The 22504-nt window shown below is 66.9% G+C and carries 16 protein-coding genes; 6 read left to right on the top strand and 10 right to left on the bottom strand.

What is annotated here, in order from left to right:
• Positions 1-212 precede the first annotated feature (212 nt).
• Positions 213-1820, top strand: a complete 1608-nt coding sequence (locus IAE58_RS14685; protein ID WP_199934047.1) for a hypothetical protein — start codon at positions 213-215, stop codon at positions 1818-1820.
• 16 nt (positions 1821-1836) lie between these two features.
• On the opposite strand, the gene IAE58_RS14680 is transcribed toward IAE58_RS14685, so the two are convergent.
• Positions 1837-2400 (bottom strand): hypothetical protein, encoded by a 564-nt coding sequence (locus IAE58_RS14680; RefSeq protein WP_199934048.1) that lies wholly within the window; start codon positions 2398-2400, stop codon positions 1837-1839.
• Between the two features lie 159 nt (positions 2401-2559).
• Here IAE58_RS14680 and IAE58_RS14675 point away from each other — a divergent pair, with 159 nt between their 5' ends.
• Together IAE58_RS14675 and IAE58_RS14670 are read left to right on the top strand one after the other, a co-directional pair.
• A complete protein-coding gene (locus IAE58_RS14675; RefSeq protein ID WP_199934049.1) occupies positions 2560-3387 on the top strand; it encodes a DUF3014 domain-containing protein in 828 nt (275 codons plus the stop codon).
• 66 nt (positions 3388-3453) lie between these two features.
• Positions 3454-4773, top strand: a complete 1320-nt coding sequence (locus IAE58_RS14670; RefSeq protein ID WP_199934050.1) for a retroviral-like aspartic protease family protein — start codon at positions 3454-3456, stop codon at positions 4771-4773.
• A gap of 11 nt (positions 4774-4784) precedes the next feature.
• Here IAE58_RS14670 and IAE58_RS14665 read toward each other — a convergent pair whose 3' ends face one another.
• Genes IAE58_RS14665 through IAE58_RS14650 form a run of 4 tightly spaced genes read right to left on the bottom strand, consistent with a single transcriptional unit; the run spans position 4785 to position 10229 of the window.
• Positions 4785-5903, bottom strand: a complete 1119-nt coding sequence (locus IAE58_RS14665) for a cytochrome c peroxidase (protein ID WP_199934051.1) — start codon at positions 5901-5903, stop codon at positions 4785-4787.
• Positions 5904-5949: 46 nt separating this feature from the next.
• Positions 5950-8715: a TonB-dependent receptor plug domain-containing protein gene (locus IAE58_RS14660; RefSeq protein WP_199934052.1), complete on the bottom strand. Its 2766-nt coding sequence runs from the start codon at positions 8713-8715 to the stop codon at positions 5950-5952.
• 58 nt (positions 8716-8773) lie between these two features.
• Positions 8774-9745, bottom strand: coding sequence for a FecR domain-containing protein (locus IAE58_RS14655; RefSeq protein WP_199934053.1), 972 nt, complete (start codon positions 9743-9745; stop codon positions 8774-8776).
• Positions 9735-10229 (bottom strand): sigma-70 family RNA polymerase sigma factor, encoded by a 495-nt coding sequence (locus tag IAE58_RS14650; protein WP_199934054.1) that lies wholly within the window; start codon positions 10227-10229, stop codon positions 9735-9737. The genes IAE58_RS14655 and IAE58_RS14650 overlap by 11 nt, the downstream gene beginning before the upstream one ends.
• A 250-nt stretch (positions 10230-10479) precedes the next feature.
• Between IAE58_RS14650 and clpB the strand changes: the two genes are divergently transcribed.
• Entirely contained in the window at positions 10480-13065 is a 2586-nt protein-coding gene (gene clpB, locus IAE58_RS14645) for an ATP-dependent chaperone ClpB (protein ID WP_199934055.1), read from the top strand.
• A 21-nt stretch (positions 13066-13086) separates the two neighbouring features.
• Here clpB and IAE58_RS14640 read toward each other — a convergent pair whose 3' ends face one another.
• The 3 genes from IAE58_RS14640 to IAE58_RS14630 form a co-directional block, all read right to left on the bottom strand.
• A complete protein-coding gene (locus tag IAE58_RS14640) occupies positions 13087-13662 on the bottom strand; it encodes a relaxation protein (RefSeq protein WP_199934056.1) in 576 nt (191 codons plus the stop codon).
• 18 nt (positions 13663-13680) lie between these two features.
• Positions 13681-14793 carry a hemolysin gene (locus IAE58_RS14635; RefSeq protein WP_199934057.1) on the bottom strand — a complete coding sequence of 371 codons (1113 nt, stop codon included), beginning with the start codon at positions 14791-14793 and terminating at the stop codon, positions 13681-13683.
• Positions 14794-14914: 121 nt separating this feature from the next.
• Positions 14915-15574 carry a hypothetical protein gene (locus IAE58_RS14630; RefSeq protein WP_199934058.1) on the bottom strand — a complete coding sequence of 220 codons (660 nt, stop codon included), beginning with the start codon at positions 15572-15574 and terminating at the stop codon, positions 14915-14917.
• Between the two features lie 252 nt (positions 15575-15826).
• Between IAE58_RS14630 and IAE58_RS14625 the strand changes: the two genes are divergently transcribed.
• Together IAE58_RS14625 and IAE58_RS14620 are read left to right on the top strand one after the other, a co-directional pair.
• Positions 15827-16387, top strand: coding sequence for a hypothetical protein (locus tag IAE58_RS14625; RefSeq protein WP_233614966.1), 561 nt, complete (start codon positions 15827-15829; stop codon positions 16385-16387).
• Positions 16388-16477: 90 nt separating this feature from the next.
• Positions 16478-17764, top strand: a complete 1287-nt coding sequence (locus IAE58_RS14620; RefSeq protein ID WP_199934059.1) for an aminotransferase class V-fold PLP-dependent enzyme — start codon at positions 16478-16480, stop codon at positions 17762-17764.
• Between the two features lie 471 nt (positions 17765-18235).
• On the opposite strand, the gene ybaL is transcribed toward IAE58_RS14620, so the two are convergent.
• A complete protein-coding gene (ybaL, locus tag IAE58_RS14615; RefSeq protein WP_108750868.1) occupies positions 18236-19933 on the bottom strand; it encodes a YbaL family putative K(+) efflux transporter in 1698 nt (565 codons plus the stop codon).
• Between the two features lie 157 nt (positions 19934-20090).
• Entirely contained in the window at positions 20091-22478 is a 2388-nt protein-coding gene (locus IAE58_RS14610; protein ID WP_199934060.1) for a TonB-dependent receptor, read from the bottom strand.
• Positions 22479-22504: the final 26 nt, after the last annotated feature.

Here is a 22504-nt window from a genome sequence, read left to right as displayed (position 1 = left end):
GCCGCATGGATGCGGCGACCGAGCTTACAGGGACGTACTTGCAGCGTCCCCTGCGCGGGCTACCCGCCCGGCCCGGCCCCGGATCCCGCTCCGACGACCAACCCAGCCACGAGGGGTCCGCCGTTGGCTGGAACCCATCATTCCACCCGGGAATTGGCGCCCGGGCCTCGCTGGGCCTACCATCGGCGGTCCCCACCCCCACCGTCCCTTCCATGTCCGCTCCCGCTTCCGCTGCCCCGCGCCGCTGGTTCGTCGCCGGCGACTTCAATGGCTTCTTCGGCCTGGTCGTCGACAACCTGTCCATCCTCGGCTTCATCGCCATGGCCCTGGTCGGCATGTTCCAGTTCCCCGCCGACGTGGTGTTCGGTCGCATGTTCCCCGGTACCGCCTTCGGCGTGCTGGTGGGCAACCTGCTGTACACCCTGATGGCGCGCCGCCTGGCCGCGCGCACCGGCCGCGACGATGTCACCGCCATGCCGCTGGGCCTGGACGCACCCACCAGCATCGGCATGGCCCTGCTGGTGCTGGGCCCGGCGTTCCTGGCCTTCAAGCAGCAGGGAATGGATCCGCATGCCGCGGCCATCGCCACCTGGCAGCTGGGCATGGCCTCGCTGGTCATCATGGGCGTGCTGAAGCTGATCCTGTCCTTCTTCGGTGAAGCGGTGACCCGCGCGCTGCCGCGTGCGGCGCTGCTGGGCTCCATCGCAGGCATCGCGCTGGTGCTGATGGGCCTGCTGCCGCTGCTGGAAACCCTGCGTTCGCCGCTGGTGGGCTTCACCACGCTGAGCCTGCTGCTGTATGTGCTGATCGCCAAGGGCAAGCTGCCGGTGCGCGGCCCGGGCGTGCTGCTGGCCTTCGTGTTCGGCACCGTGCTGTATTACGGGCTGGGCCTGGCCGGGCTGGGTGTGCCGGGCTTCGCCATTCCGGCCTGGGTACCGCCGCAGGTGGTGTTGCCGCTGCCTACGCTGGGCTTCATCGACGGCCTGCCGACGGCCATGACCTACCTGCCGCTGCTGCTGCCGTTCGGCCTGCTGATGGTGGTGGGCGGCATCAACGTGTCCGAAAGCGCACGCGCCGCCGGCGATGACTACCGCACCCGCGACATCCTGCTGGTGGAAGCCTTTGCCACCCTGGTGGCCGGTCTCTGCGGCGGCGTGGCGCAGACCACGCCGTACATCGGCCAGCCGGCGTACAAGCACATGGGCGCGCGCAGCGGCTACACCCTGCTGACCGGCCTGTTCGTCGGCATCGGCGGCATGCTGGGCATCATCTCCGGGCTGGTGCAGTGGCTGCCGCTGGCCGTGCTGGCGCCGATCATCGTGTATGTGTCGATCGACATCACCACCCAGGCCTTCCAGGCCACCCCGCGCCAGCATGCCGGTGCAATGGTGCTCGGCTTCCTGCCGTCGGCGGCCTATCTGCTGGCGATCAAGGCACCGGGTTGGATTCCGGCCGAAACGCTGGGCGCCATGCTCACCACTGTCGATGGCCACGGTCTGCCGGAACTGGCGGTAATCTTCACCCTGGGCAATGGCTTCATCATCACCTCCATGCTGTGGATCGCCACCGTCGCGGCCATGGTCGATGGGCGCCTGCGCCGTGCCTGCGGCTTCCTGCTGGTGGCGGCAGCATTGACTCTGTTCGGCCTGATCCATTCGGTGGATCCGCGCGGTGGCATCTACCTGCCCTGGAACCTGGAGGGCCTGGCCCGCGTGATCAGCTGGCAGTTCGCCGGGGCCTACGTGGCGCTGGCCGTGCTGCTGGGGCTGCTGTCGCTGCAGAAGCAGCCGGTGAAGCCGTTGGCTGACACGGCCCATTGATGCGTAGCGCCTGGGGTCACGCCACAGGCGCCGCCAGCGGCAGGGCGAAGTCGAAATCTTCCCCTGCCTGCGTCACTGGCAGCTGCGCCGCGGCGCGCAGTTCCAGCCCATAGCCCTGCGGCGGGTGGGGCTGCGGCAGGCCGGTATAGCCTTGAATGCGCACCTCGTAGCGGCCCGCTGCCACCTCCGGGTAATCACTGTTCAACAACCGCTCCTGCAGGCGCTGCCGGTAGTGCAGGAAGAAGTCTGCATCCCATTCCATCACCGCATGCAGGTCAGCGGCGATCAGCACGCCACTGTCTACCTGCAGTGGCAGGCCCGGATGGCTGAAATGCCGCGTGGCACGGCTCGGTGGCACGCTGCCTACAACGAAGACCGCGTAGTCGTCTTCCTCGATGGGATACATCGGCAGCACGGCGCCCGCGCGCACGGCGGCATCACCCAGTGCCGGATCCTCGACAAACCGGCTGAACAGCGCTTCGCCCGGCGCAACGTGCGCCTGCACGAACGCGTGCAATACGCACGGGTCGAACAGCACGATGCCGGGCTGGAACAAGCGGAGGATGGCGGTGTGTTTCATTGAATTTTCCGAAGCGACGTAGCGGGCATTCATGCGCCCTGCGCGAAGATGCTGTGTAAACGCGTGGTCGCAGGTGCTTGTGCACGGGCCGCGCGGGAACCGCGGCACCGTAGGCGGGTCATACGGTGTGCAGGCACATGCAGAGCGAGGTTGCGCATCATGCAGAAGAGTGGGAAGGCTGTTTGGCCCTGGGTACTGGGCGTGGTAGTGGTGGGTGGCGCGGGCGCGTGGTTGTTCCGCGACCAGTGGCAGGGGCTGGCAGACCAGGTGCAGGTGCCTGTGCAGCCAACGCCCGCTGCAAGCGCGGCGCCGCCGCCGATGGCGGCCACGGAAACCGTGCCTTCCACGCCGAAGATCCAGCATCCGCTGGATACCGATGCTGCTGCAGATCCGGCACTGCCGAACATGGACGACAGCGATACGGCAGCATGGACCGCGCTGCGCGGGCTGTTCCAGGGTGAAGACACGCTGGCGCTGTTGTTGCGTGATCACGTGATCCAACGCGTGGTGACCCATGTCGACAATCTGGACAAGGCCAGTGCTCCGCCATCGGCACTGGCCACGCGCCCACTGGCCGGTGCACTGCAGGTGGAAGCGGGCGAGGGTGGCGAGCACATCGCGGCCGCCAATGCCGCCCGCTACGCCCCCTATGTGCAGGCCTTTACTGCCGTAGATCCTGCAGCGGCGGCGAAGGCCTATGTGCGCTTCTATCCGCTCATCCAGCAGGCATATGTTGAATCGGGCCATTCGCCGGGGTACTTCAATGACCGCCTGGTGGCGGTGATCGATCACCTGCTGGACACGCCCGAGCCTGCGCGTCCGTTGGCCGTGCAGCGCGACGAGCGTGGCCGGTATCGCTTCGTCGATCCCGCGCTGCAGTCGCGCTCGGTGGGGCAGAAGCTGCTGCTGCGCATGAGTGCCGAACAGGCACAGGCAGTGAAGCAGACGTTGCGGCAGATCCGCGCGGCGATCACCCGCGGTGTGTAGCGCACGCAGTCGCATGCAACGGCCAATGTGCTAGGGTCAGGCACTGGGTAGACAGGAGTGACCTTGATGCGCACCACCGCGCTGGCGCTCGGCGCCATGCTCGCATCGTTCAGCACTGCGGCGGCCGACGTGGCCAATGGCGATGTGAACGATCCCTATGGCTACACGGCCAACGTGCAGCATGCGCGCCTTGCGGCCCTGCAGGCCATGGGCCAGGCAAAGGGTGCCAAGGGGCGCTTGGGCGCCGCAGGCTACTACCGTGTGCGTGGCGAGCTGGACAATTCCAGCCGCGCGGCCCGTCAATGCCTGGAGGGCGTGGCCAGCGAGCCTGCCGATTCGGTGAAGGGCGTGGCCTATCTGTGTTCGGCCACCCTGGCCGGCAACGCCCTGCTGCAGGGTGATATTGCCGGTTGGGCCCGGCAGATGCAGGACGTTCGTACCCGCCTGGACAGCGATATCCTGCCCATGCTGAAAGATGCGCCGCACACGGTGCGCGTGGCCAGCGTGAGCGAACCTACGTTCGACCGCTTCCTGCAGTGGCCGCGCAGCGCCGAACCGATTGCCGCACCTGCAGCCGATGTGAGCGTGCCGATCCAGCTGCAGAACGAGCTGCCGACGATCACCCTGAAAGTGAAGACCGCTGCCGGCGAACGCGACCTGCGCGTGCATGTGGATACCGGCGCAGCACGCTCGCAGATCGGCCGCACCCTGGCCGCCGAACTGGGGCTGGCCTTGACCGAGGGCTTCGCCGTGGCCGACGCCAACGGTGATGCGCTGTATGCGTTGGCCGCGCCGATGGATCTGGACATTGGCGGACTGGCGGTGCACCAGGTGTCCTTCGTGGTGCTGGGGCAGGACGATCTGCCGCGCATCGGCCTGGACGTGCTGCGCGCGCTGGGCCGGGTGCGCATCGACAAGGACGCGCTGGTGGTGCAGGCCGCGTCCAGCAAGGTGCCCTGTACGCGGCGCATGGCCACTGTGTCATCGCTCACCGGCGATGATTACCAGCTGCGCTATCCGATCCGTGCCGGCAAGGACAGCGTCCTGGTGCAGCTGGATACCGGCTTCAACGGTGCGTTCATGGCCAGCGGCATTCCGCCAACGGCGCCGCCGCCGGCGGCCGTGCAGCGCAGGAACATCATCACCACCGATGGCGCGCGCGATCTGAGGTACGCCGGTGCCACCACCCCGGTGATGATTGGCGATGAAGTGTTGAACCTGCCGGTGGACCTGGCCCTGGAACCGGGGCGCCTGTTCAATCCGGACTGGCAGGCAGGCTTCGCGACCACCCAGCGCTACAGCCTGTATCTGGACGTGGCCGGCACCTTTGGTTGCCCGGTACCGGTGCCGCAGGCGGCGCCGCTGCTGCCGCCACGCGGCTCCTGACTGGCCCGCCGTTACAGCGCCTGCAGGAAGGCTTCCAGATCCTGCAGGTCCTGCCGGTTGAGTCCACGCGGGCGCAGCAACGGGTCCGGCTGCGGGAATGGTGGCGCATCATCGGCCAGATCGGTCGGCGCGCGTGGCCGGCCAGCGCCCACGTTGTAGAACGCCAGCACGCCGGAAAGACGCGGGATCAGCCCGTTGTGCATGTACGGCGCGGTGTTTGCCACGCCCCGCAGCGATGGCGTGCGGAAGCGACCGCTGTCGGCCGGATCAGCGGTGATCTCGTAGCGCCCCAGATCCTGCCGCGGGCGACCGTGGAAGTGCAGGCCCAGGTTGTGGAAACCGTTGTCGGTCAGCGCCGGTCCGCCGTGGCAGTTCATGCAGCCTGCCTGGGTGCGGAACAGGTGCAGGCCGCGCAGCTGCGCATCGTCCAGTGCGCGCACATTGCCGCGCAGGAAGCGATCAAAGCGGCTGTTGCGTGGCGACAGACTGCGCTGGAACGCAGCGATGGCCTGGCCCAGCTGCTGCGCGTCGATGCGCGGCTGTTCGAACACCGCCGAAAAATCGCTGCGATAGCGGGCATCGCGGCGCAGGCGGCGCACGGCGCCATTCACGCTGAAGCCCATTTCCACCGGGTCGGCAATCGGCCCCAGTGCCTGCGCTTCCAGCGTGGCGGCGCGCCCATCCCAGAACAACGGCGCCACGTGCGCAGTGGCCAGCACGCTGGGGGCGTTGCGGCGGCCGGCCTGGCGGTCATGGCCGAACGAGACGCGGCGTCCATCGGCCCAGCCCAGGTCGGGGTCGTGGCAACTGGCGCAGGCCAACTGCCGGGAACGTGACAGGATCGGATCGAAGAACAGGCGGCGGCCCAGTTCCACCTTGGCCGGCGTGGACGGGTTGTCTGCTGGGTCCACCGGCACCGGCAGCGGCGCCAGTTCCTGCCAGGTGACGCCCGGTTCGACATCCGGCGCTGGCCATTGCGCTGCCGGGCCGCCGTAGAGCGCGCGCAGGCAGGCCGCGTCCGGGCGTGCGGGCAGCGGGTCAGGGCAAGGCGTGTCGCTCGCAGGCGCAGGCCCGCCCGCGCCGCCCAGCAACAGGGCGGCGACGGGCAGGAACACGCGCAGAAGGTGCATGCGTTGCATCGGCAGTGGCCCGGCACGGGGGAGCCGGGCCGTCACTTCAGAACGAATAGCCCATTTCCAGCCAGAAGCTGCGGCCGGGTTCGAAGTACATGGTGCCGGCGGAAGCACCGCTGGCCGTGGTCAGGTTGCTGCGGTTGAGCACGTTCTGCACTTCCACCCGCACATAGGCTTCCTGCTCGCGCGGCAGGGCCCGGCGGTATTCCAGGTTGGCATCCCAGGTCCAGCTGCCGGAGAAGCGGCGCGTGGTGAGGTTGCGTACGCTTTCGCCGTCGATGATCTCCAGAGCCCCCTGGGTGGTGCCTTCGAAGCCTGCGCGGTAGCGGAAGAAGTTGTTCCAGCTCAGGCCCCACGCCGGAATGTCGGTGCGGGTGCTCAGGCGCGCGCTCCACGGCCGCAGGTACTGGGTGGCGGGCAGTTCATAGCGGTACATCAGCTTGCCATCCAGGCGCACGCGCTCGAACAGGTCCAGGGTGTCTTCGTAGCTGTTGTAGTTGCGGTTCACATTGGTGTGGTCGGCCGAAAACTGGAAGCTGTTGCGGGTGCCGGCAAACTCCCACGGGCGCTGCGGGCTGACCGACAGCGTCCAGGTCTGCGAATCGCTGCGGCCTTCGTTGGTGTACTCGAAGGTGTTGAGGTTGTAGAGGTCGCGGTCCGGGCTGTCGACCTTGCGGCGCAGGATGTCCTTGCGGCTGCGGCGGTCCACGTACTTCAGGTGGAACTGCAGGCCGAACGCCTGCTGGTCAACGCCCAGGGTCCATTCGTCGGTGTAGGGTGAATCGACATCGCTCAGGCGGTTGCTGGCCACGTTGCGGGTGCTCTTGGCATCTTCCCAGCGGGTGCTTGCGCTGGTGCGGTCCAGCGTGTCGCGCAGGCGCTCGCGGCCATCGCGCAGCAGGTAGCTGTAAAAGCTGCGCCCGTAGTAGCGGTTCACACCGGCGTTGATGACCGTACGCTGGTCACCCAGCACGTCCCACGACGCGGCCAGGCGCGGTGACACGTTGGTCTGCTTCCACAGGTTGTTGCGGTCCAGGCGCAGGCCGGGACGGATATTCCAGTTGCCGATGCGGATTTCGTCCTGCAGCCAGGCTTCGTACTCTTCGCCGCTCACTTCGAACTGGCCGGCATGGAACAGGAACATGCGCTTGAAGTACTGGCCGGTGCCGCCGCTGCGGGTCGGCGACAGTGAGCAGCTGAAGTCATCCACGCTGCCGTCGGACAGCGTGCAGCTGCGGGTGGCGGCGGTACTCAACAGCACCCGGTGGTCGTTCAGGCGCTGGTAGTCGCCATCGCGGCGCTGCACCCCGGCACCGAACTGCAGGGTGTGTTCGCTGCTGCCCAGCTGCAGCGGCTCGCGGTCGGCCACGAAACGGTAGCCGATGCGGCGGTCATGCTGGTCGATGTTGCCCCAGCTGCCCTCGGTGCTGATTCCAGACACGCCCCAGTCGAAGTCGTCGGAGATCAGCCAGTTGCGCATGTAGTCCAGGTCACCACGGCGGCTGGTTTCCACATCGCTGTAGTTGAGGGTGTTGCGCAGGGTCCAGGCAGCGCCGGTCCAGTTCGCGCGCAGGCTGGCGGTGGGGCCGCCGGACTTGATGCTGAAGTACGAATCGCGCGAGTTGGAAATGAAGTAGACATCGTCGGTGGGCGCGTAGGACAGGTTGGCGCCAAGCTGCAGGCCCTCGCCATTGCTCCAGTCCAGGGCCACCGTGGCACTGGTGTTCTCACGCGTCTGGGTGCGGGTGTTGACGTCCGCGCCGGTGGTTTCGCGGCCGCCGGCGTATGCACGCAGCGGGATCTCCGAGCGCGTGCGGGTGAAGGTGCCGATGATGCCCAGACCGCCGCGGGTGCGTCCTTCCAGCCGCGCGCCGACGCGGTACTTGTCGTACTGCGGCTGGTATTTGTAGGTGTCCGATTCCTCGAACTCCTCCTGCTGCGCGTCGTTGGCGATGATGCTGTCCCAGGCCGAACGGGCCATGCGGAACCAGACCTTGCCGTGCAGGCCATCGGTTGCAGAGCGGCTGCGCGCGTCGACGACGCCGCCCAGGAAGTGGCCGAACGAGGCCGGCACGTTGGCGTCGTAGACGGTCAGCGATTCCAGCAGGTCCACATCCACGGCGATGCCCTGCGCGCCGCCGGGCACATCGAAGTTGTGCGCCGGGTTGCCGCTGTCAGGCGTATCGGCCGGATCGATATCGTTGTTGATCGTGGCGCCATCGAGCAGGAACAGGTTCTGGTAGTAGGGCGCACCGTTGATGCTGAAATCATCGGGGCGGATTTCGCCCATGTTGCGGCTGCTGCGGTTGGTATCGCTGAACTGCACCGCCGGGTTGCTGCGCAGGGCCGTGGCGATGTCCCCGTTGCCCTTCACCTGCGCATCCAGCGCATCGGCATCCAGGGTGACGCCCTGGCCGAAAGGCAGCGCCTGCGGCAGCGCGACTTTGCCGTCTGACGCCCCCACGCGCAGCGGCTGCGTCTGCCGGGTGGTCTGCGTGCCCTGCAGCGTGTAGCTGCCATCGGCGCGGCGCACCGCACGCAGGCCGGTGCCCTGCAGCAGCGTGCTGAAGCCTGCATCCACGCCTGCGGCCGGATCGACCGGCGGCGCGGTGCGGCCCTGGGTCAGCGCCGGATCGAAGGACAGGGCAACGCCATGCTGGGCGGCAAAGGCGCTCAGCGCACTGCCCAACGATGCCGTGGCCGGTGCGTTGGCGGGTTGGCCGGCGGGTGCGGTCTGGGCGAAGGCGGGCGTGGCAGCCAGGGCGATGGCCAGCAGGCTGTAGCGGAAGCGGGGCGGGATCACAGGCATGGAGGGAGCCAGCAGAAGAAGGATTCACTTCCTCTGCCACGCAGGATCGAAAAAAGTGTCACCGCGGCGTGGCGGCCGCGCGCACGCGCACCGTCAGGCCCTGATCGATGCGCAGGGGATAGGTGGCGGCCAGCATCGACAGGCTGCGCGGCAGGTCGACCAGCGGGAACGCGCCGGACACCGGCAAGGCCGCCACATCGTCATCCACCCGCAGCCACCGGCGGTGGTAGCGGCCCAGTTCCTGCAGCAGCGCCCGCAGCGGCAGGCTGTCGGCCACCAGCATGCCGTGCAGCCAGGCGTCACTGCCGGGCGCAGCGGGCTGCGGTGCGGCCGGGCCGGCATCCCCCCAGCGCAGCTGCTGGCCGGCGGCAACGCGCTGGCTGGCACCGGCGGCGGTGGTCACCTGCACTGCGCCTTCCTGCACCACCAGCAGGGTGGCGTCGTCGAACAGGCGCACGTTGAAGCGGGTGCCCAGCGCCTGCAGCATTCCCTGCGGGGTGGCGACGCGGAACGGCCGCGCGGGGCGCTGTGGGTCGGGCGCGGTGTCGATATGGATCTCGCCGCGGCGCAGCCGCAGCAGGCGCTGCTGGCCGTCGAAGGCGATATCGACGGCGCTGGCCGTGGCCAGGTGCAGCAGGCTGCCGTCGTCCAGCACGCGGCGCAGGCGCTCGCCCACGGCGGTGCGCACGCTGGCATCCCAGGCGGCTTCGTCATACAACCGCCAGGCCAACCAACCGCCCAGCGGCGCCACCAGCAGCGCGGCCACGCTGCGCAGCACCGCGCGACGGCCAGCCGAAGCCGGGCGCTGCAACGCCTCGTGGGCCAGCGTGGGCGGTACCTGTGCGCTGAGCGCCAGCAGGCGTTCGGCACGTTGCCAGGCGCGTGCATGCTCCGGGGCGGCATCGTGCCAGCGCTGCCATTGCGCGCGCTGTGTCGGGCTGCCGTCGTCGTGCAGGCGCATCAGCCAGTCGGCGGCCTGTTCCAGCACCCGTGGCGACAGCGCCGCGCCACCGCCCGGCTCAGGGCGCATGCGCCAGGCAGCCCAGCAGGGCCCGCTTCATATGGCGCTTCACCGTGGACAGCGACAGCCCCAGCTGTTCGGCAATGGCGTCGTAGCGCAGGCCATCGAACTGCGCCAGCAGGAACACGCGGCGTGCCATCGCCGGCAGGCCGTCCAGCATGGCGTCGATCTGCTGCAGCGCTTCGCGCACCAGCGCCTGTTCCTCCAGCGAGGGCAGGGCGGGTTCGGGGAACTGAGCCAGGTACTCCAGATAGGTGCGTTCCAGCGCCTGCCGGCGGAACCAGTTGGCGGCCAGCCCGCGCGCCACCGTGGTTAGGAAGGCACGCGGTTCGCGCAGCGCGGCCAGGTCACGATCCAGCAGCAGGCGCGCAAACGTATCCTGGGCCAGATCATCGGCCACATCGCGGTTGCCCACCCGTCCGCTCAGCCAGCCGCGCAGCCACCGGTGGTGGTCGCGGTACAACGTGGCCAAGTTCGGGTGGGAAGCGTGCATGCGTAGGGCGCCGAGGCGCACGGATCGAAATGAGAATGATTCGCAAGTATGGCATCGGCAGGGCGGCCGTGCCAGTCCTTGCCCACCGATTGCGCCGGATCAACGCGGTGCCCACGGGCGCCGGCGCATGCTTGCCACAGCCTGACCGACCCCCGGGTGCAGTCGCAGTCACCCTTGAAACGCGGTGGCGCAACCGCATCTTTCCTGCATCGCCGGCGCGGGCCGGCTCTGTAACCGATGAGGATTCGCAATGCGGATGGACAAGCTCACCTCGCGTTTCCAGCAGGCGCTGGCAGACGCACAGTCGCTGGCCGTGGGCCGCGACAACAGCATCATCGAACCGGTTCACCTGTTCAGCGCGCTGCTGGACCAGCAGGGCGGCAGCACGCGGCCGCTGCTGGCCCAGGCCGGGGTGAACGTGCCGGTGCTGCGCGAGCGCCTGGCCGAGGCGCTGGATGCACTGCCGAAGGTATCCGGGCAGGCCGGCAACGTGTCGCTGGGCAATGACCTGGGGCGCCTGCTGAACCACACCGACAAGCTGGCCCAGCAGAATGGCGATGCCTTCATTGCCAGCGAATGGTTCGTGCTGGCCGCGCTGGAAGACGGCGGCACGCTGGGCATGGCGCTGCGCGCCGCCGGCGCCGACAAGACCCGCCTGCAGGCGGCCATCGACAAGCTGCGTGGTGGCGAGAACGTGCAGTCGGAAAATGCCGAAGAGCAGCGCCAGGCGCTGGAGAAGTACACCATCGACCTGACCGCGCGCGCCGAGAGCGGCAAGCTGGACCCGGTGATCGGCCGCGATGAAGAAATCCGCCGCACCATCCAGGTGCTGCAGCGCCGGACCAAGAACAACCCGGTGCTGATCGGCGAACCCGGCGTGGGCAAGACCGCCATTGTCGAAGGCCTGGCCCAGCGCATCGTCAACGATGAAGTGCCCGAAGGCCTGCGCGGCAAGCGCGTGCTGTCGCTGGACATGGGCGCGCTGATTGCCGGCGCCAAGTTCCGCGGTGAATTCGAGGAGCGCCTGAAGGGCGTGCTGAACGACCTGGCCAAGAGCGAAGGGCAGATCATCCTGTTCATCGACGAACTGCACACCATGGTCGGCGCCGGCAAGGCCGACGGCGCGATGGATGCAGGCAACATGTTGAAGCCGGCGCTGGCACGTGGCGAACTGCATTGCGTGGGTGCCACCACGCTGGACGAGTACCGCAAGTACATTGAAAAGGATGCCGCGCTGGAGCGCCGTTTCCAGAAGGTGTTCGTGGGCGAACCGTCGGTGGAGGACACCATCGCCATCCTGCGTGGCCTGAAGGAAAAGTACGCCGTGCACCATGGCGTGGAGATCACCGACCCGGCCATCGTCGCCGCGGCCACCCTGTCCAACCGCTACATCACCGACCGCCAGTTGCCCGACAAGGCCATCGACCTGATGGACGAGGCCGCCTCGCGCCTGCGCATGGAGATCGATTCCAAGCCGGAAGAACTGGATCGCCTGGAACGCCGCTTGATCCAGCTGAAGATCCAGCGCGAGATGCTGAAGAAGGAAAAGGACGATGCGTCGCGGCAGCGTCTGGCCGATCTGGAAAATGACATTGACGGCCTGGAGCGCGAGTTCTCCGATCTGAACGAAATCTGGAAATCGGAGAAGGCCGCGCTGCAGGGGGCGACCAAGATCAAGGAACAGGTGGAGCAGGCCAAGCTGGACTTGGAAGCTGCCCAGCGCCGCCAGGATTTCGCGCGCATGAGCGAGATCCAGTACGGCCTGCTGCCGCAGCTGGAAAAGCAGCTGGCCGCTGCCCAGGAAGCCGAAAGCAACGACTTCAAGCTGGTGCAGGACCGGGTGACCGACGAGGAAATCGCCGAGGTGGTTTCGCGCTGGACCGGTATTCCGGTCAACAAGATGCTGGAAGGCGAACGCGACAAGCTGCTGCGCATGGAAGAGGTGCTGCACAACCGCGTGGTCGGCCAGGAAGAAGCGATCAAGGTCGTTTCCGATGCCGTGCGCCGTTCGCGTGCCGGGCTGTCCGACCCGAACCGGCCGGCCGGCTCGTTCCTGTTCCTGGGCCCGACCGGCGTGGGCAAGACCGAGCTGTGCAAGTCGCTGGCCGAGTTCCTGTTCGACAGCGCCGACGCGATGATCCGCATCGACATGAGCGAGTTCATGGAAAAGCACAGTGTGGCGCGCCTGATCGGTGCGCCCCCGGGCTACGTGGGCTATGAAGAAGGCGGCTATCTGACCGAGGCCGTGCGCCGTCGGCCGTACTCGCTGATCCTGCTGGACGAGGTGGAAAAGGCACACACCGATGTCTTCAACATCCTCCTGCAGGTGCTGGACGATGGCCGCCTGACCGACGGCCAGGGCCGCACCGTGGACTTCCGCAACACCGTCATCGTGATGACCTCGAACCTGGGTTCGCACCAGATCCAGGACATGAGCGGCGACGACAGCCCGGAGGCCTACACGCAGATGAAGGCGGCGGTGATGGGTGTGGTGCAGGCGCACTTCCGCCCGGAGTTCATCAACCGCCTGGACGACATCGTGGTGTTCCACCCGCTGGACAAGCAGCAGATCAAGCAGATCGCGCGCATCCAGATGCGTGGCCTGGAAAAGCGCCTGGCCGAGCGCGGGCTGAAGCTGGTGGTGTCCGATGCGGCGTTCGACCTGCTGGGCAACGTGGGCTTCGACCCGGTGTATGGTGCGCGGCCGTTGAAGCGTGCCATCCAGTCGCAGCTGGAGAATCCGCTGGCGCAGAAGATACTGTCCGGTGCATTCGCCAACGGCGATACCATCGAGGTAGGCAACGATGGCGGCCAGCTGGTGTTCGCCAAGGCCTGATGCAGTCGTGTGCGTCCCCGCCTACGGGCGGGGGCGTACCGGGCGGTAACGCCCGTTATCGCCGACACCGCTGCCGCGGATATCTACGTTGGCGCACAGTTGTTCCTTTCCGCACAGCACCACGTCGGCGCGGTTGTAGGCGCGCAGCAGCTGGGCCTCGACCTGGTTGCGGTTGATCTCTGCCGTGTAGCGATCGCCCAGCCATACCGCACCGGCCAACAAGGTGGTGCCGCTGGCCAAGGCGATGGTCACGCTTTTCCACAGCACACCGCGCGACGTGAGTTGCAGGCGCTTCACTTCTGCAGCCAGCGCGTCGGTGCTGCGGCCAAGATGCTCTGCAGAGGCGGTCAGTTGCTGCTCGTAAGCGCCCACGGGGGCGAGCAGGGCGTGCTTGACGGCGGCGCTGCCCTCGCGGGTCAATCCAGCGATGGCGTTGTCCGCGCTGCGGCGGAACTGCTGTGGCAACGACTGCGTGAGGCCATTCAGTGCGGCCGACAGATGTGACTGCTGCTGGGCCATTTCCGCGCAGATCCGCTGGTAGCGTTCCATCAGCACGGCGGTCTTGCTGATCAGTTCCTCAAGCTCACGCTCATCCATGGTCCTGTCTCCACTGCATCAACGACGCATGGCGGCCGCCTGCGTTTCCTGCTGCAGGCCATGCTGGCGTGCCTGTTCCTGGTTGTACTCGCGCGCCGCGTCTTCTGCGTTCACCTGATTGCGCGCCTGCTGGTTCAACGCCTGACCCGCCTCACCGATGGACATCTGCTGGTTGAGGATCTTGAAGCGCTCAGGGTCTGCGTTGAGCAGCTCGTCGAGGCGCTGGCCCAAGGGCGATGCCGTCTGGAACTCGGGACGCTCGCGTTGCGGACCGCCGTGGGAGCTGGGCGCATTGCGGTGTTCGGCGGGGTTGAAAGGATGCGCGGCGCGCTTTGCCGCCTCGGCCTGGCGCTCGGCGTAGGCGCCGGGTTCATCCGCGCCGCGGAGCGTGTCCACGGCGTCCAGCACCAGGCCGGGTCCGCCACGTCCGATCACCGTGACGGTCGCGCGCAGCTGACGGATGCTTGTGCGATAGGCGTCGACTCTTCGCTGATCCTCAGGATCTGTGATCCGTGCTGACGGGTCATCCAGGACTGATTTGATTTCGACGCCGTCTTCGACCCGATCAACAAAGTGCTTCATCCGGTGCGAATCGGACAGCGCGATGGCAGGCAGCGGGGCTCGGGTTGCGGCGGAGAGGACTCCAGGCAGGCGGGAAGCGAGCTCTGCGCCGCGCAGGGTGGCCAGTTCGCCCGGCAAGGCATACATCTCGACGCTGCCGTAGTGCTTGCCGGCCGCGCTGACGAAGTCGCCGGCCGTGACATGGTTGACGAAGGTCGCCGCATGCGCCGGCTGACCGCTGGGAATGCGATAGCCCAGGCTGGCCGCGCCATACGGGTTGAATGCCTCGCCGGGAAGATTATGGCGATGGCCGGTGACCTGCGCCATGCCGCCACCGAGCGAGTGGCCAGTGACGGAAAGCTGGGTGCCATCGCGCTCGGCCATGACCTTGGCCTGTCGTGTTAGTTCCAATGCGTCCTTGAGCTGTGCATTGAAGCGCGTGGTGACCATGCCGAGGTCTACGACACCATCCTTCAGCAGCTCGCGGTCGAACTCGGTGCCGCGGTGGGCTACGACGTAGTCACCTGTGCCGACGTTTCTGTAGATGGAGCCTTGGTAGCCACTTGGCATGTCGAGGTGACCAACAATCTCGAACAGTTGACCTCCTGCGCTGACCCGGGGCGGGCTGCCGTCTGGGGGCGCGGTGGCGCGCTGTAGGTGTCCATCGCGAGATCTGCTGCTGCGTTCCTGCTCATGGCTGGGGCTTCCCTGCGCTGGTCGATATGCTGAACGAGAAGAATTTGTCATGCTCGAGCGGGGATACTTTTTCGTCGAACATCTTTTGTGACCAATCCCTTGCAGGATGGATCCGTCCATCGTTCTCCGACGGGTGGATGTCCTTCAGTGCATAGCGTGTAACGGTTCCTTTCTTCTCGAAGGGCTTGGACACAGTGAAGTAGGTGTAGGCGTTGGATGCAGGAGTCTTCAGAACCGCTCCTACTGACTGCACGGACCATCGACAGTTGCCGCGTCCGTAGTAGTCCTGTTCCAGCATCCCGTCGTTGAAGAAAACTCCCAAGTACTCGCGCTGTCCCGTCCGCTTGATCGGAATTTCCAAGGTGTGCGTGTCCGGTTCATAGCGGACGCCTTCGAAATTCTCTATGGGCGGAAGGCAGTCCTCATTCTCAATCGCGTAGGTCACTGATGCCGAGAATGCGTACATGTCCTCCGGCGCGTCATGCGTAGTAACCACCACCTCATACGCCTCCCTCGGCGATGGATTGGCTTCATACAGCGGCGGCGCGCGTTCCTTGCTCCCGCATGCGCCGAGCAGCATCAGCAGGCTCAACAGCAGGAGGCGCCCGAATGAAACCCGGCGCGTGCCGTCGGGGTGATCTTTGATCTCATCCATGCGACGCTCCATCACCGGGGGGTGTCTCAACGATACGGCTGCGCAGGTGCACACTTCCGTTCTGTGTGCCGACTGTGCCTGTTATGTGGCATTGATCTCAGTTTCATCGCAGGAATTCACCGGCTGCTGGACTATGGCTCTGCCGATTGCGTCACCCGGTGCTGCTGGCCTGCCGAAACGCGTAATGCTATGGATGCCACTGGCGCTCGCCGGTCCCTCGGCTTCCAAACCCCAGGAGAAGGAGTTCCATCCATGACATGCCGACTCACCTTGGTCCATCTCAGCCTGAGCGCGGCGTTGGCTCCGGCAATCGCACTGGCAGCCAACACCGAGCAGGCCCGCTTGCCAGCCATGCCCGGTTACGCACAGGCCCACCAGGACACCGATCCGCAGGGCAACCGCCTGGTCGAATACGTCCCGCAGGGCCAGACCGTGCAGGACTGGACCGACATGGTCACCGTGAACACCGCCCCCCACGCCGCCAACGCCGCCCCGCGCGAGTTCCTGGGCATCATCGAAGCCGGCTGGAAGCTGGCCTGTCCCGATGCGCAGGCCAACTGGGTGGGCGAGGGCGAGGAGGAGGGCCGCCCCTTCGCGGTGCTGATGCTCGGTTGCCCGCGCAACCCCGGCACCGGCAAGCCGGAGTTCACCTGGATCAAGGGCATCCAGGGGCTGCAGGGTTTCCACACCGTGCAGAAGGCATTCCGGTCCGAACCCGAACCGAAGGATGTGGTGACCTGGATGGGCTGGCTGCGCGACGTCGCCCTGTGCGGCAATGGCCAGGCCCCCGCCTGCGTGCCCGACGCGCGCTGATAGCCAGCAGTACGGGCGTTATCACCATGCGCTCTCAGGAAGGTGCGCGCGCTGCCCTATGGTGGCGGTTTACCGCCTGGAGGGTGTGCAATGAGCGATCCGCAGTGGCAACTGGAAACCCTGGCCGTGCACGGCGGCTACCGTCCCGACCCGACCACGCGGGCAGTGGCGGTGCCGATCTACCAGACCGTGGCCTATGCCTTCGATGACACCCAGCACGGCGCGGACCTGTTCGACCTGAAGGTGCCGGGCAACATCTACACGCGCATCATGAACCCGACCACCGATGTGCTGGAGCAGCGTCTGGCCGCGCTGGAAGGCGGCATCGGGGCGCTGGCCCTGGCGTCCGGGCAGGCCGCCATCACCTATGCCATCCAGACCATCGCCGAGGCCGGGGACAACATCGTGGCGGCCAGTGCGCTGTACGGCGGCAGCCTGAACCTGCTGGCGCACACGCTGCCGCAGTACGGCATCCAGGCGCGGTTCGCCGACCCGGCCGATCCGGCCGCGTTCGCCGCGCTGATCGATGCGCGCACCAAGGCGGTGTTCGTCGAATCCATCGGCAACCCGCGCGGCAATGTCACCGACATCGCGGGCATTGCCGAGGTGGCACACGCCGCCGGCGTGCCGCTGATCGTCGACAACACCGTGGCCACGCCATTCCTGTTGCGCCCGTTCGAGCACGGTGCCGACATCGTGGTGCATTCGCTGACCAAGTACCTGGGCGGTCACGGCAACAGCCTGGGCGGGGCGATCATCGATTCGGGCCGCTTCGACTGGGCCGCGCACGCGCAGCGCTTCCCACGGCTGAACCAGCCCGACCCCAGCTACCACGGCGTGGTGTACACCGAAGCGCTCGGGCCGGCTGCGTATATCGGCCGCGCGCGGGTGGTGCCGTTGCGCAACACCGGGGCTGCGCTGTCACCGTTCAATGCCTTCCTGATCCTGCAGGGCATCGAAACCCTGGCCCTGCGCATGGAGCGGATCAATGCCAATGCGCTGGCGGTGGCGCAGTACCTGCAGGCGCACGCCAAAGTGGCGTGGGTGCGCTATGCAGGCCTGCCCGACGACCCCGAACATGCCGCCGCGCAGCGCTACCTGGGTGGGCACGGCTCTGGCGTGCTGACCTTCGGCCTGCCTGGCGGCCGCGATGCAGGCGCACGCTTCCTGGATGCGCTCAAGCTGTTCACCCGCCTGGTGAACCTCGGCGACGCAAAGTCGCTGGCCACGCATCCGGCCTCGACCACGCACCGTCAGCTGGATGCTGCAGAACTGGCCCGGGCCGGCGTGAGCGAGGATACGGTACGGCTGTCGATCGGCATCGAGCACATCGGCGACCTGCAGGCCGATCTGCAGCAGGCGCTGGCCAGCGCCTGATAGCCGCACGCTTGGTCGTCATCGCCGAAGGCGATCACCACCGGCCGCGCGATGCGTTACGGTGGAACTGCCTCTCCAAGGCGTGGCAAACATGGCAATGCAGATCCCCGGCGGGTGCGGGCCCGCCGGGGATTTTTGTTTCTGGGATCTGACCCCATGCGCCACCGTGTCGACCAAGGTCGACACCTACCAAAGCAGAGGCAGAGCAGAGCCCGTTGCATAGCAACGAGAACCGACCCGTGCCGACAATCAGTCGGCACCCACCAACAGCTGCGGGAAACCGTCGAAGGCGGGGTGGGTCCGATTGAGGGGGCGTGAGCCGCATGGATGCGGCGACCGAGCTTACATGGACGTACTTGCAGCGTCCCCCTCAATCGGACCCATCCCGCGATCCCATGGAACGCAGGCTTTTGACGTTGACGTTGACGTTGATTCTGCAGGTGCAGGGCTGCAAGCCCTGCCGCACACCCGTTACACCACCGGAATGCTGTTCTGCCCCAAGTTCCGGTACGGCGGGGTGGACATGATCATTTCCGCCAGCGAATAGGCCAGCTCGCGCTCGGCCATCACCGTGCCATCGGCGCCGTGTTCCAGCAGATGCTTCACTTCGGCATCGCTGTGCGCGCGTGCCAGCAGGGTCAGGTCGGGATTGATGGCGCGCAGCTTGGCCAGCGCTTCACCGGCTTCCAGCGGCTGCGGAATGGCCAGCACCGCGATCTTGGCGCGCTCGGGATGGGCCTCGGCCAGTACCCGGTCGGCGGCTGCACTGCCGCGGATCGCCGCCAGGCCCTTGGCATGCGCCTGCTCGACATGTTCCTTGTTGTCATCGATCACCAGCACCGGCACGCCGCGGTCGCGCAGTACCTGGGCCAGCTCGCTGCCCACCCGGCCGTAGCCGATCACGATAGCGTGGTCATGCAGATCGCGCGAAGGGCCGATGGCCTCTTCCGGTTCCGGTGCCTGCGGCAGCTGCTCCTGCTTGGCCTGCCAGCGGTCCAGCAGGCCGAACACCAGCGGATTCAGCATGATCGACACCAGCGCACCGGCCAGCACCAGCGACTGGCCTTCCTTGGGCAGGATCTGCAGCGCCACGCCCAAGCCGGCGATGATGAAGGCGAACTCGCCGATCTGCGCCAGGCTGGCCGAGATCGTCAGCGCGGTGCTGGTGGGGTGGCCGAAGGCGCGCACGATGAAGAACGCGGCGGCCGACTTGCCGAACATGATGATCGCCACCGTAGCCAGCACCTGCCAGGGGTGCTGCACGATGATGTTGGGGTCGAAAAGCATGCCCACCGAGACGAAGAACAGCACCGCGAAGGCGTCGCGCAGCGGCAGCGAATCGTGCGCCGCCTTGTGGCTGAGCTCCGATTCGTTCAACAGCATGCCGGCGAAGAAGGCGCCCAGCGCGAAGGACACACCGAACAGCATGGCCGAGCCGAACGCCACGCCCAGCGCGATGGCCAGCACCGACAGGGTGAACAGTTCGCGCGAACCGGTGCCGGCAATGCGTTCCAGGATCCACGGAATGACCCGGCGGCCGACCACCAGCATCACCGCCACGAACAGGCCCAGCTGCACGAACGTCCAGCCGATATCGGCCAGCACGCTGCCCAGGGTGTGGGTTTCCTTGGCGGCATCGGGGCCGAATACACCGGCCAACACCGGCATCATCACCAGTGCCAGCACACAGGCCAGGTCTTCCACGATCAGCCAGCCGACGGCGATCTTGCCGCGCATGGTTTCCAGCAGGCGCCGCTCTTCCATGGCCCGCAGCAGCACCACGGTACTGGCGGTGGCCAGCGAGAAACCGAAGATGACCCCGTGCAGCGCCGGCCAGCCCATCAACCAGGCCACGCCCCAGCCGAGCAGGGTGGCCACGGCAATCTGGCCGATGGCGCCGGGAATGGCGATGGCCTTCACCGCCATCAGGTCTTTCAGGGAAAAGTGCAGGCCGACGCCGAACATCAGCAGCATCACGCCCAGCTCGGCCAGCTGGTTGGCCAGGGCCTGGTCGGCCACGAAGCCGGGGGTGAACGGGCCGACGCAGATGCCAGCGACCAGATAGCCGACCAGAGGCGACAAGCGCAGCTTGTTGGCCAGGGCACCGAAGATGAAGGCGAGCCCCAGGCCAACGGCCACGATGTTGATCAGGTCGGTGTCATGGTGCATCGGCACTCGCAGGTAATCGGGGGATGCCCCGATTTTCACCGATGCGGCCACATACGGCAAACCGAAAATGCGAACGGGGTCAGATCCCGTTTCTGGCGAAAAGGGCTCTGACCCCGGGTCAGCACCGCCGGGCGTGGCCCGGCGCTACCGATACCGCTTACCAGTTGTATTTGATGCGGCCGTACACATACGCGCCGTTGAAGCCGAACGGCGAGTAGTTGCTGTAGGGCAGCATGCCGAAGGTCGAGTTTTGCAGGTCTTCGGTGCGGTCCGGGTACTCGTCCAGCAGGTTGTCCGCGCCCAGGGTCAGGGTCCAGTTGCTGCTCGGCTTGTAGCTCACCGAAGCGTCCAGCACCCACTTGTCGCCGTAGGTCTGGTCACGCAGGGCGGTGGCGGAGTTGCGCACGGTGAATTCGCCGTAGCGGGTGGCCGCCAGGCCCAGTTCCCAGTGGTCCGAACGCCAGGTGCCGCTGACAATGGTCTTGTCGCGCGGGTAGCTGTCTTCGATGCGGCCGATCTCATCACGGCCGATCAGCGACTGGGTCAGGCCCAGCGTGCTGAACACTGCCGGGGTGCCGCCCACGCGGCGCACTTCGGTGTCGTTGTAGCTGTAGGCGGCGGTCAGCTCCAGGCTGCTGGCGCTGAACGGCACGGTGTAGCTGGACACGAAGTCGACGCCGCGGGTGCGGGTATCCAGGCCGTTGGTGAAGTACGAGAACGCGGTGACCTGCGGCAGCCCCAGACCGGCCAGCAGGTTGCTGGTGGCGGTGTTGGTGGTGATGCTGGAGGACAGCGCGATGCGGTCATCGATGTCGATCTGGTACGCATCCACGGTCACGTACAGGCGGTCCACCGGCTGCAGCACCAGGCCCACGCTGTAGCTGGTGGAGGTTTCAGCCTTCAGCGGCGAAGCGCCCAGTGCCTGTGCGGCGGTGCTGGTGGTCGGGAAGGTGCCGCGTTCGACGAACACGCCGTTGGTGAACTGGCTGGTGACCGCCTGGTAACCCTGCTGGGCCAGCGACGGTGCGCGGAAGCCGCTGGAGGCGGTGGCCCGCAGCGCGACCTTGTCGGTGAAGGCGTAGCGCGCCGACAGCTTGCCCGAGAAACGATCACCGAAGTCCGAGTAATCCTCGTAGCGACCGGTGATGCCGGCGGAGAACTTGTCGGTCAGGTCCGCTTCCAGGCCAGCGTAAACCGCGTAGTTGTGGCGGTCGGCATGCACTTCATTGGTGGGGGTGAAGCCGCCGAAGCCCTGCGCGCCGCTGCCGGTGTAGGAGTTCAGTTCGCCCGGGTTCTGGTCCCACTTCTCCTTGCGGTATTCACCGCCGAAGGACAGGGTGACCGGATAGGCCAGGCCCCAGTCCAGCGACTTGGTGATATCGGCGTTGAACACATCCTGCTGGTACTTCAGCGTGCCGTCGTAGAACGAGCGCGGGCTGCTGGCACCGAGGCTGTAGTTGATGCTGTTGCGGGTGTGGAAATCCAGGGTGTTCTCGCCGTGGTTCAGGCTCAGGTCCCAGGTCCAGCCGCTGTCGGTGTTGCCCTTGACCCCGGCCACCACCGAACGGTCCTTGGAATACTGGTTGATTTCCGGCACGTAGCCGTCCGGGTAGACCTGGGCCAGCAGCGCGCTCTGGCTGTTGTGGTTGCGCGAGCGGTAGAAGGCGAACGAGGTGATGTCGCGGTTGCTGAGGATCGCGTTGGCGTAGCCGGTGATGTGGTCGCTGAAGTCGAAGCTGGCGTTGGCCGACACGGCGGTGGCGTCCACCTTCGGGTCGCCCACCACGAAGGTGGTCTGGCCGATGGACGGGTAGTTGCCGGTGTTCGGGGTGGTGCCGCGGTACGGGCCGGCGCGGTTGCTTTCATCCTGCTGGCTGATCTGGCCGGCCACGTGCACGCGGCCACGGCCGCCGCCGAATTCCAGGCCGGTATCGCCGGAGAGCTGGTACTTGTTGCCGTCACCGGCCGAGTACTGGCCGTAATCGACCGCCAGGCTGCCGCCACTGCCGCTGCCCTTCAGCACAATGTTGATGACGCCGGCGATGGCGTCCGAACCGTACTGCGCCGAGGCACCGTCGCGCAGCACTTCCACGCGCTCGATGGCGGCGATCGGAATGGCGTTGATGTCCACCGCCGAGGAACCGCGGCCGATGGTGCCGTTCACGTTGATCATCGCTGAGGTGTGGCGGCGCTTGCCGTTCACCAGCACCAGCACCTGGTCCGGCGACAGGCCGCGCAGCTGCGCCGGGCGCACGCCGCTGGTGCCGTCGGTCAGGGCCGGGCGCGGGAAGTTCAGCGAGGGCAGGGCGCGCGACAGCGCCGTGGCAAGTTCACCGCTGCCGGTGGACTGCAGGATTTCCGGGGTGATGATGTCGATGGGCGACTGCGATTCGGCCACGGTACGGTCGGCCACGCGGGTACCGGTGACGATCACCGTGTCCAGGGTGTTGGCGGCGGTGCCGGTCTGCTGGGCCAGGGCGGCGAACGAGGAACCACCGAGGGCGACAGCGATGGCGGCGGCGATCAGGCTGGTCTTGCGGGTCATCGGGAGGGGGCTCCGGTTGGCGGGGG

It is taken from the genome of Stenotrophomonas sp. S49 (genome assembly GCF_016624905.1).
Lineage (GTDB): Bacteria > Pseudomonadota > Gammaproteobacteria > Xanthomonadales > Xanthomonadaceae > Stenotrophomonas.
Note: the sequence above shows the minus strand (reverse complement) of the source record. Positions and strands in the feature narration are given on the sequence as shown.

Excerpts from the sequence above, each read along its gene's own strand:
- IAE58_RS14650 (WP_199934054.1), bottom strand. The coding sequence starts at position 10,229 with ATGCACGCTTCCCACCCGAACTTGGCCACGTTGTACCGCGACCACCAC.
- clpB (WP_199934055.1), top strand. The coding sequence starts at position 10,480 with ATGCGGATGGACAAGCTCACCTCGCGTTTCCAGCAGGCGCTGGCAGAC.
- IAE58_RS14680 (WP_199934048.1), bottom strand. The coding sequence starts at position 2,400 with ATGAAACACACCGCCATCCTCCGCTTGTTCCAGCCCGGCATCGTGCTG.
- IAE58_RS14675 (WP_199934049.1), top strand. The coding sequence starts at position 2,560 with ATGCAGAAGAGTGGGAAGGCTGTTTGGCCCTGGGTACTGGGCGTGGTA.
- IAE58_RS14625 (WP_233614966.1), top strand. The coding sequence starts at position 15,827 with ATGACATGCCGACTCACCTTGGTCCATCTCAGCCTGAGCGCGGCGTTG.
- IAE58_RS14655 (WP_199934053.1), bottom strand. The coding sequence starts at position 9,745 with ATGCGCCCTGAGCCGGGCGGTGGCGCGGCGCTGTCGCCACGGGTGCTG.
- IAE58_RS14610 (WP_199934060.1), bottom strand. The coding sequence starts at position 22,478 with ATGACCCGCAAGACCAGCCTGATCGCCGCCGCCATCGCTGTCGCCCTC.
- ybaL (WP_108750868.1), bottom strand. The coding sequence starts at position 19,933 with ATGCACCATGACACCGACCTGATCAACATCGTGGCCGTTGGCCTGGGG.
- IAE58_RS14660 (WP_199934052.1), bottom strand. The coding sequence starts at position 8,715 with ATGCCTGTGATCCCGCCCCGCTTCCGCTACAGCCTGCTGGCCATCGCC.
- IAE58_RS14620 (WP_199934059.1), top strand. The coding sequence starts at position 16,478 with ATGAGCGATCCGCAGTGGCAACTGGAAACCCTGGCCGTGCACGGCGGC.
- IAE58_RS14665 (WP_199934051.1), bottom strand. The coding sequence starts at position 5,903 with ATGCACCTTCTGCGCGTGTTCCTGCCCGTCGCCGCCCTGTTGCTGGGC.
- IAE58_RS14630 (WP_199934058.1), bottom strand. The coding sequence starts at position 15,574 with ATGGATGAGATCAAAGATCACCCCGACGGCACGCGCCGGGTTTCATTC.
- IAE58_RS14640 (WP_199934056.1), bottom strand. The coding sequence starts at position 13,662 with ATGGATGAGCGTGAGCTTGAGGAACTGATCAGCAAGACCGCCGTGCTG.
- IAE58_RS14685 (WP_199934047.1), top strand. The coding sequence starts at position 213 with ATGTCCGCTCCCGCTTCCGCTGCCCCGCGCCGCTGGTTCGTCGCCGGC.
- IAE58_RS14635 (WP_199934057.1), bottom strand. The coding sequence starts at position 14,793 with ATGCCAAGTGGCTACCAAGGCTCCATCTACAGAAACGTCGGCACAGGT.
- IAE58_RS14670 (WP_199934050.1), top strand. The coding sequence starts at position 3,454 with ATGCGCACCACCGCGCTGGCGCTCGGCGCCATGCTCGCATCGTTCAGC.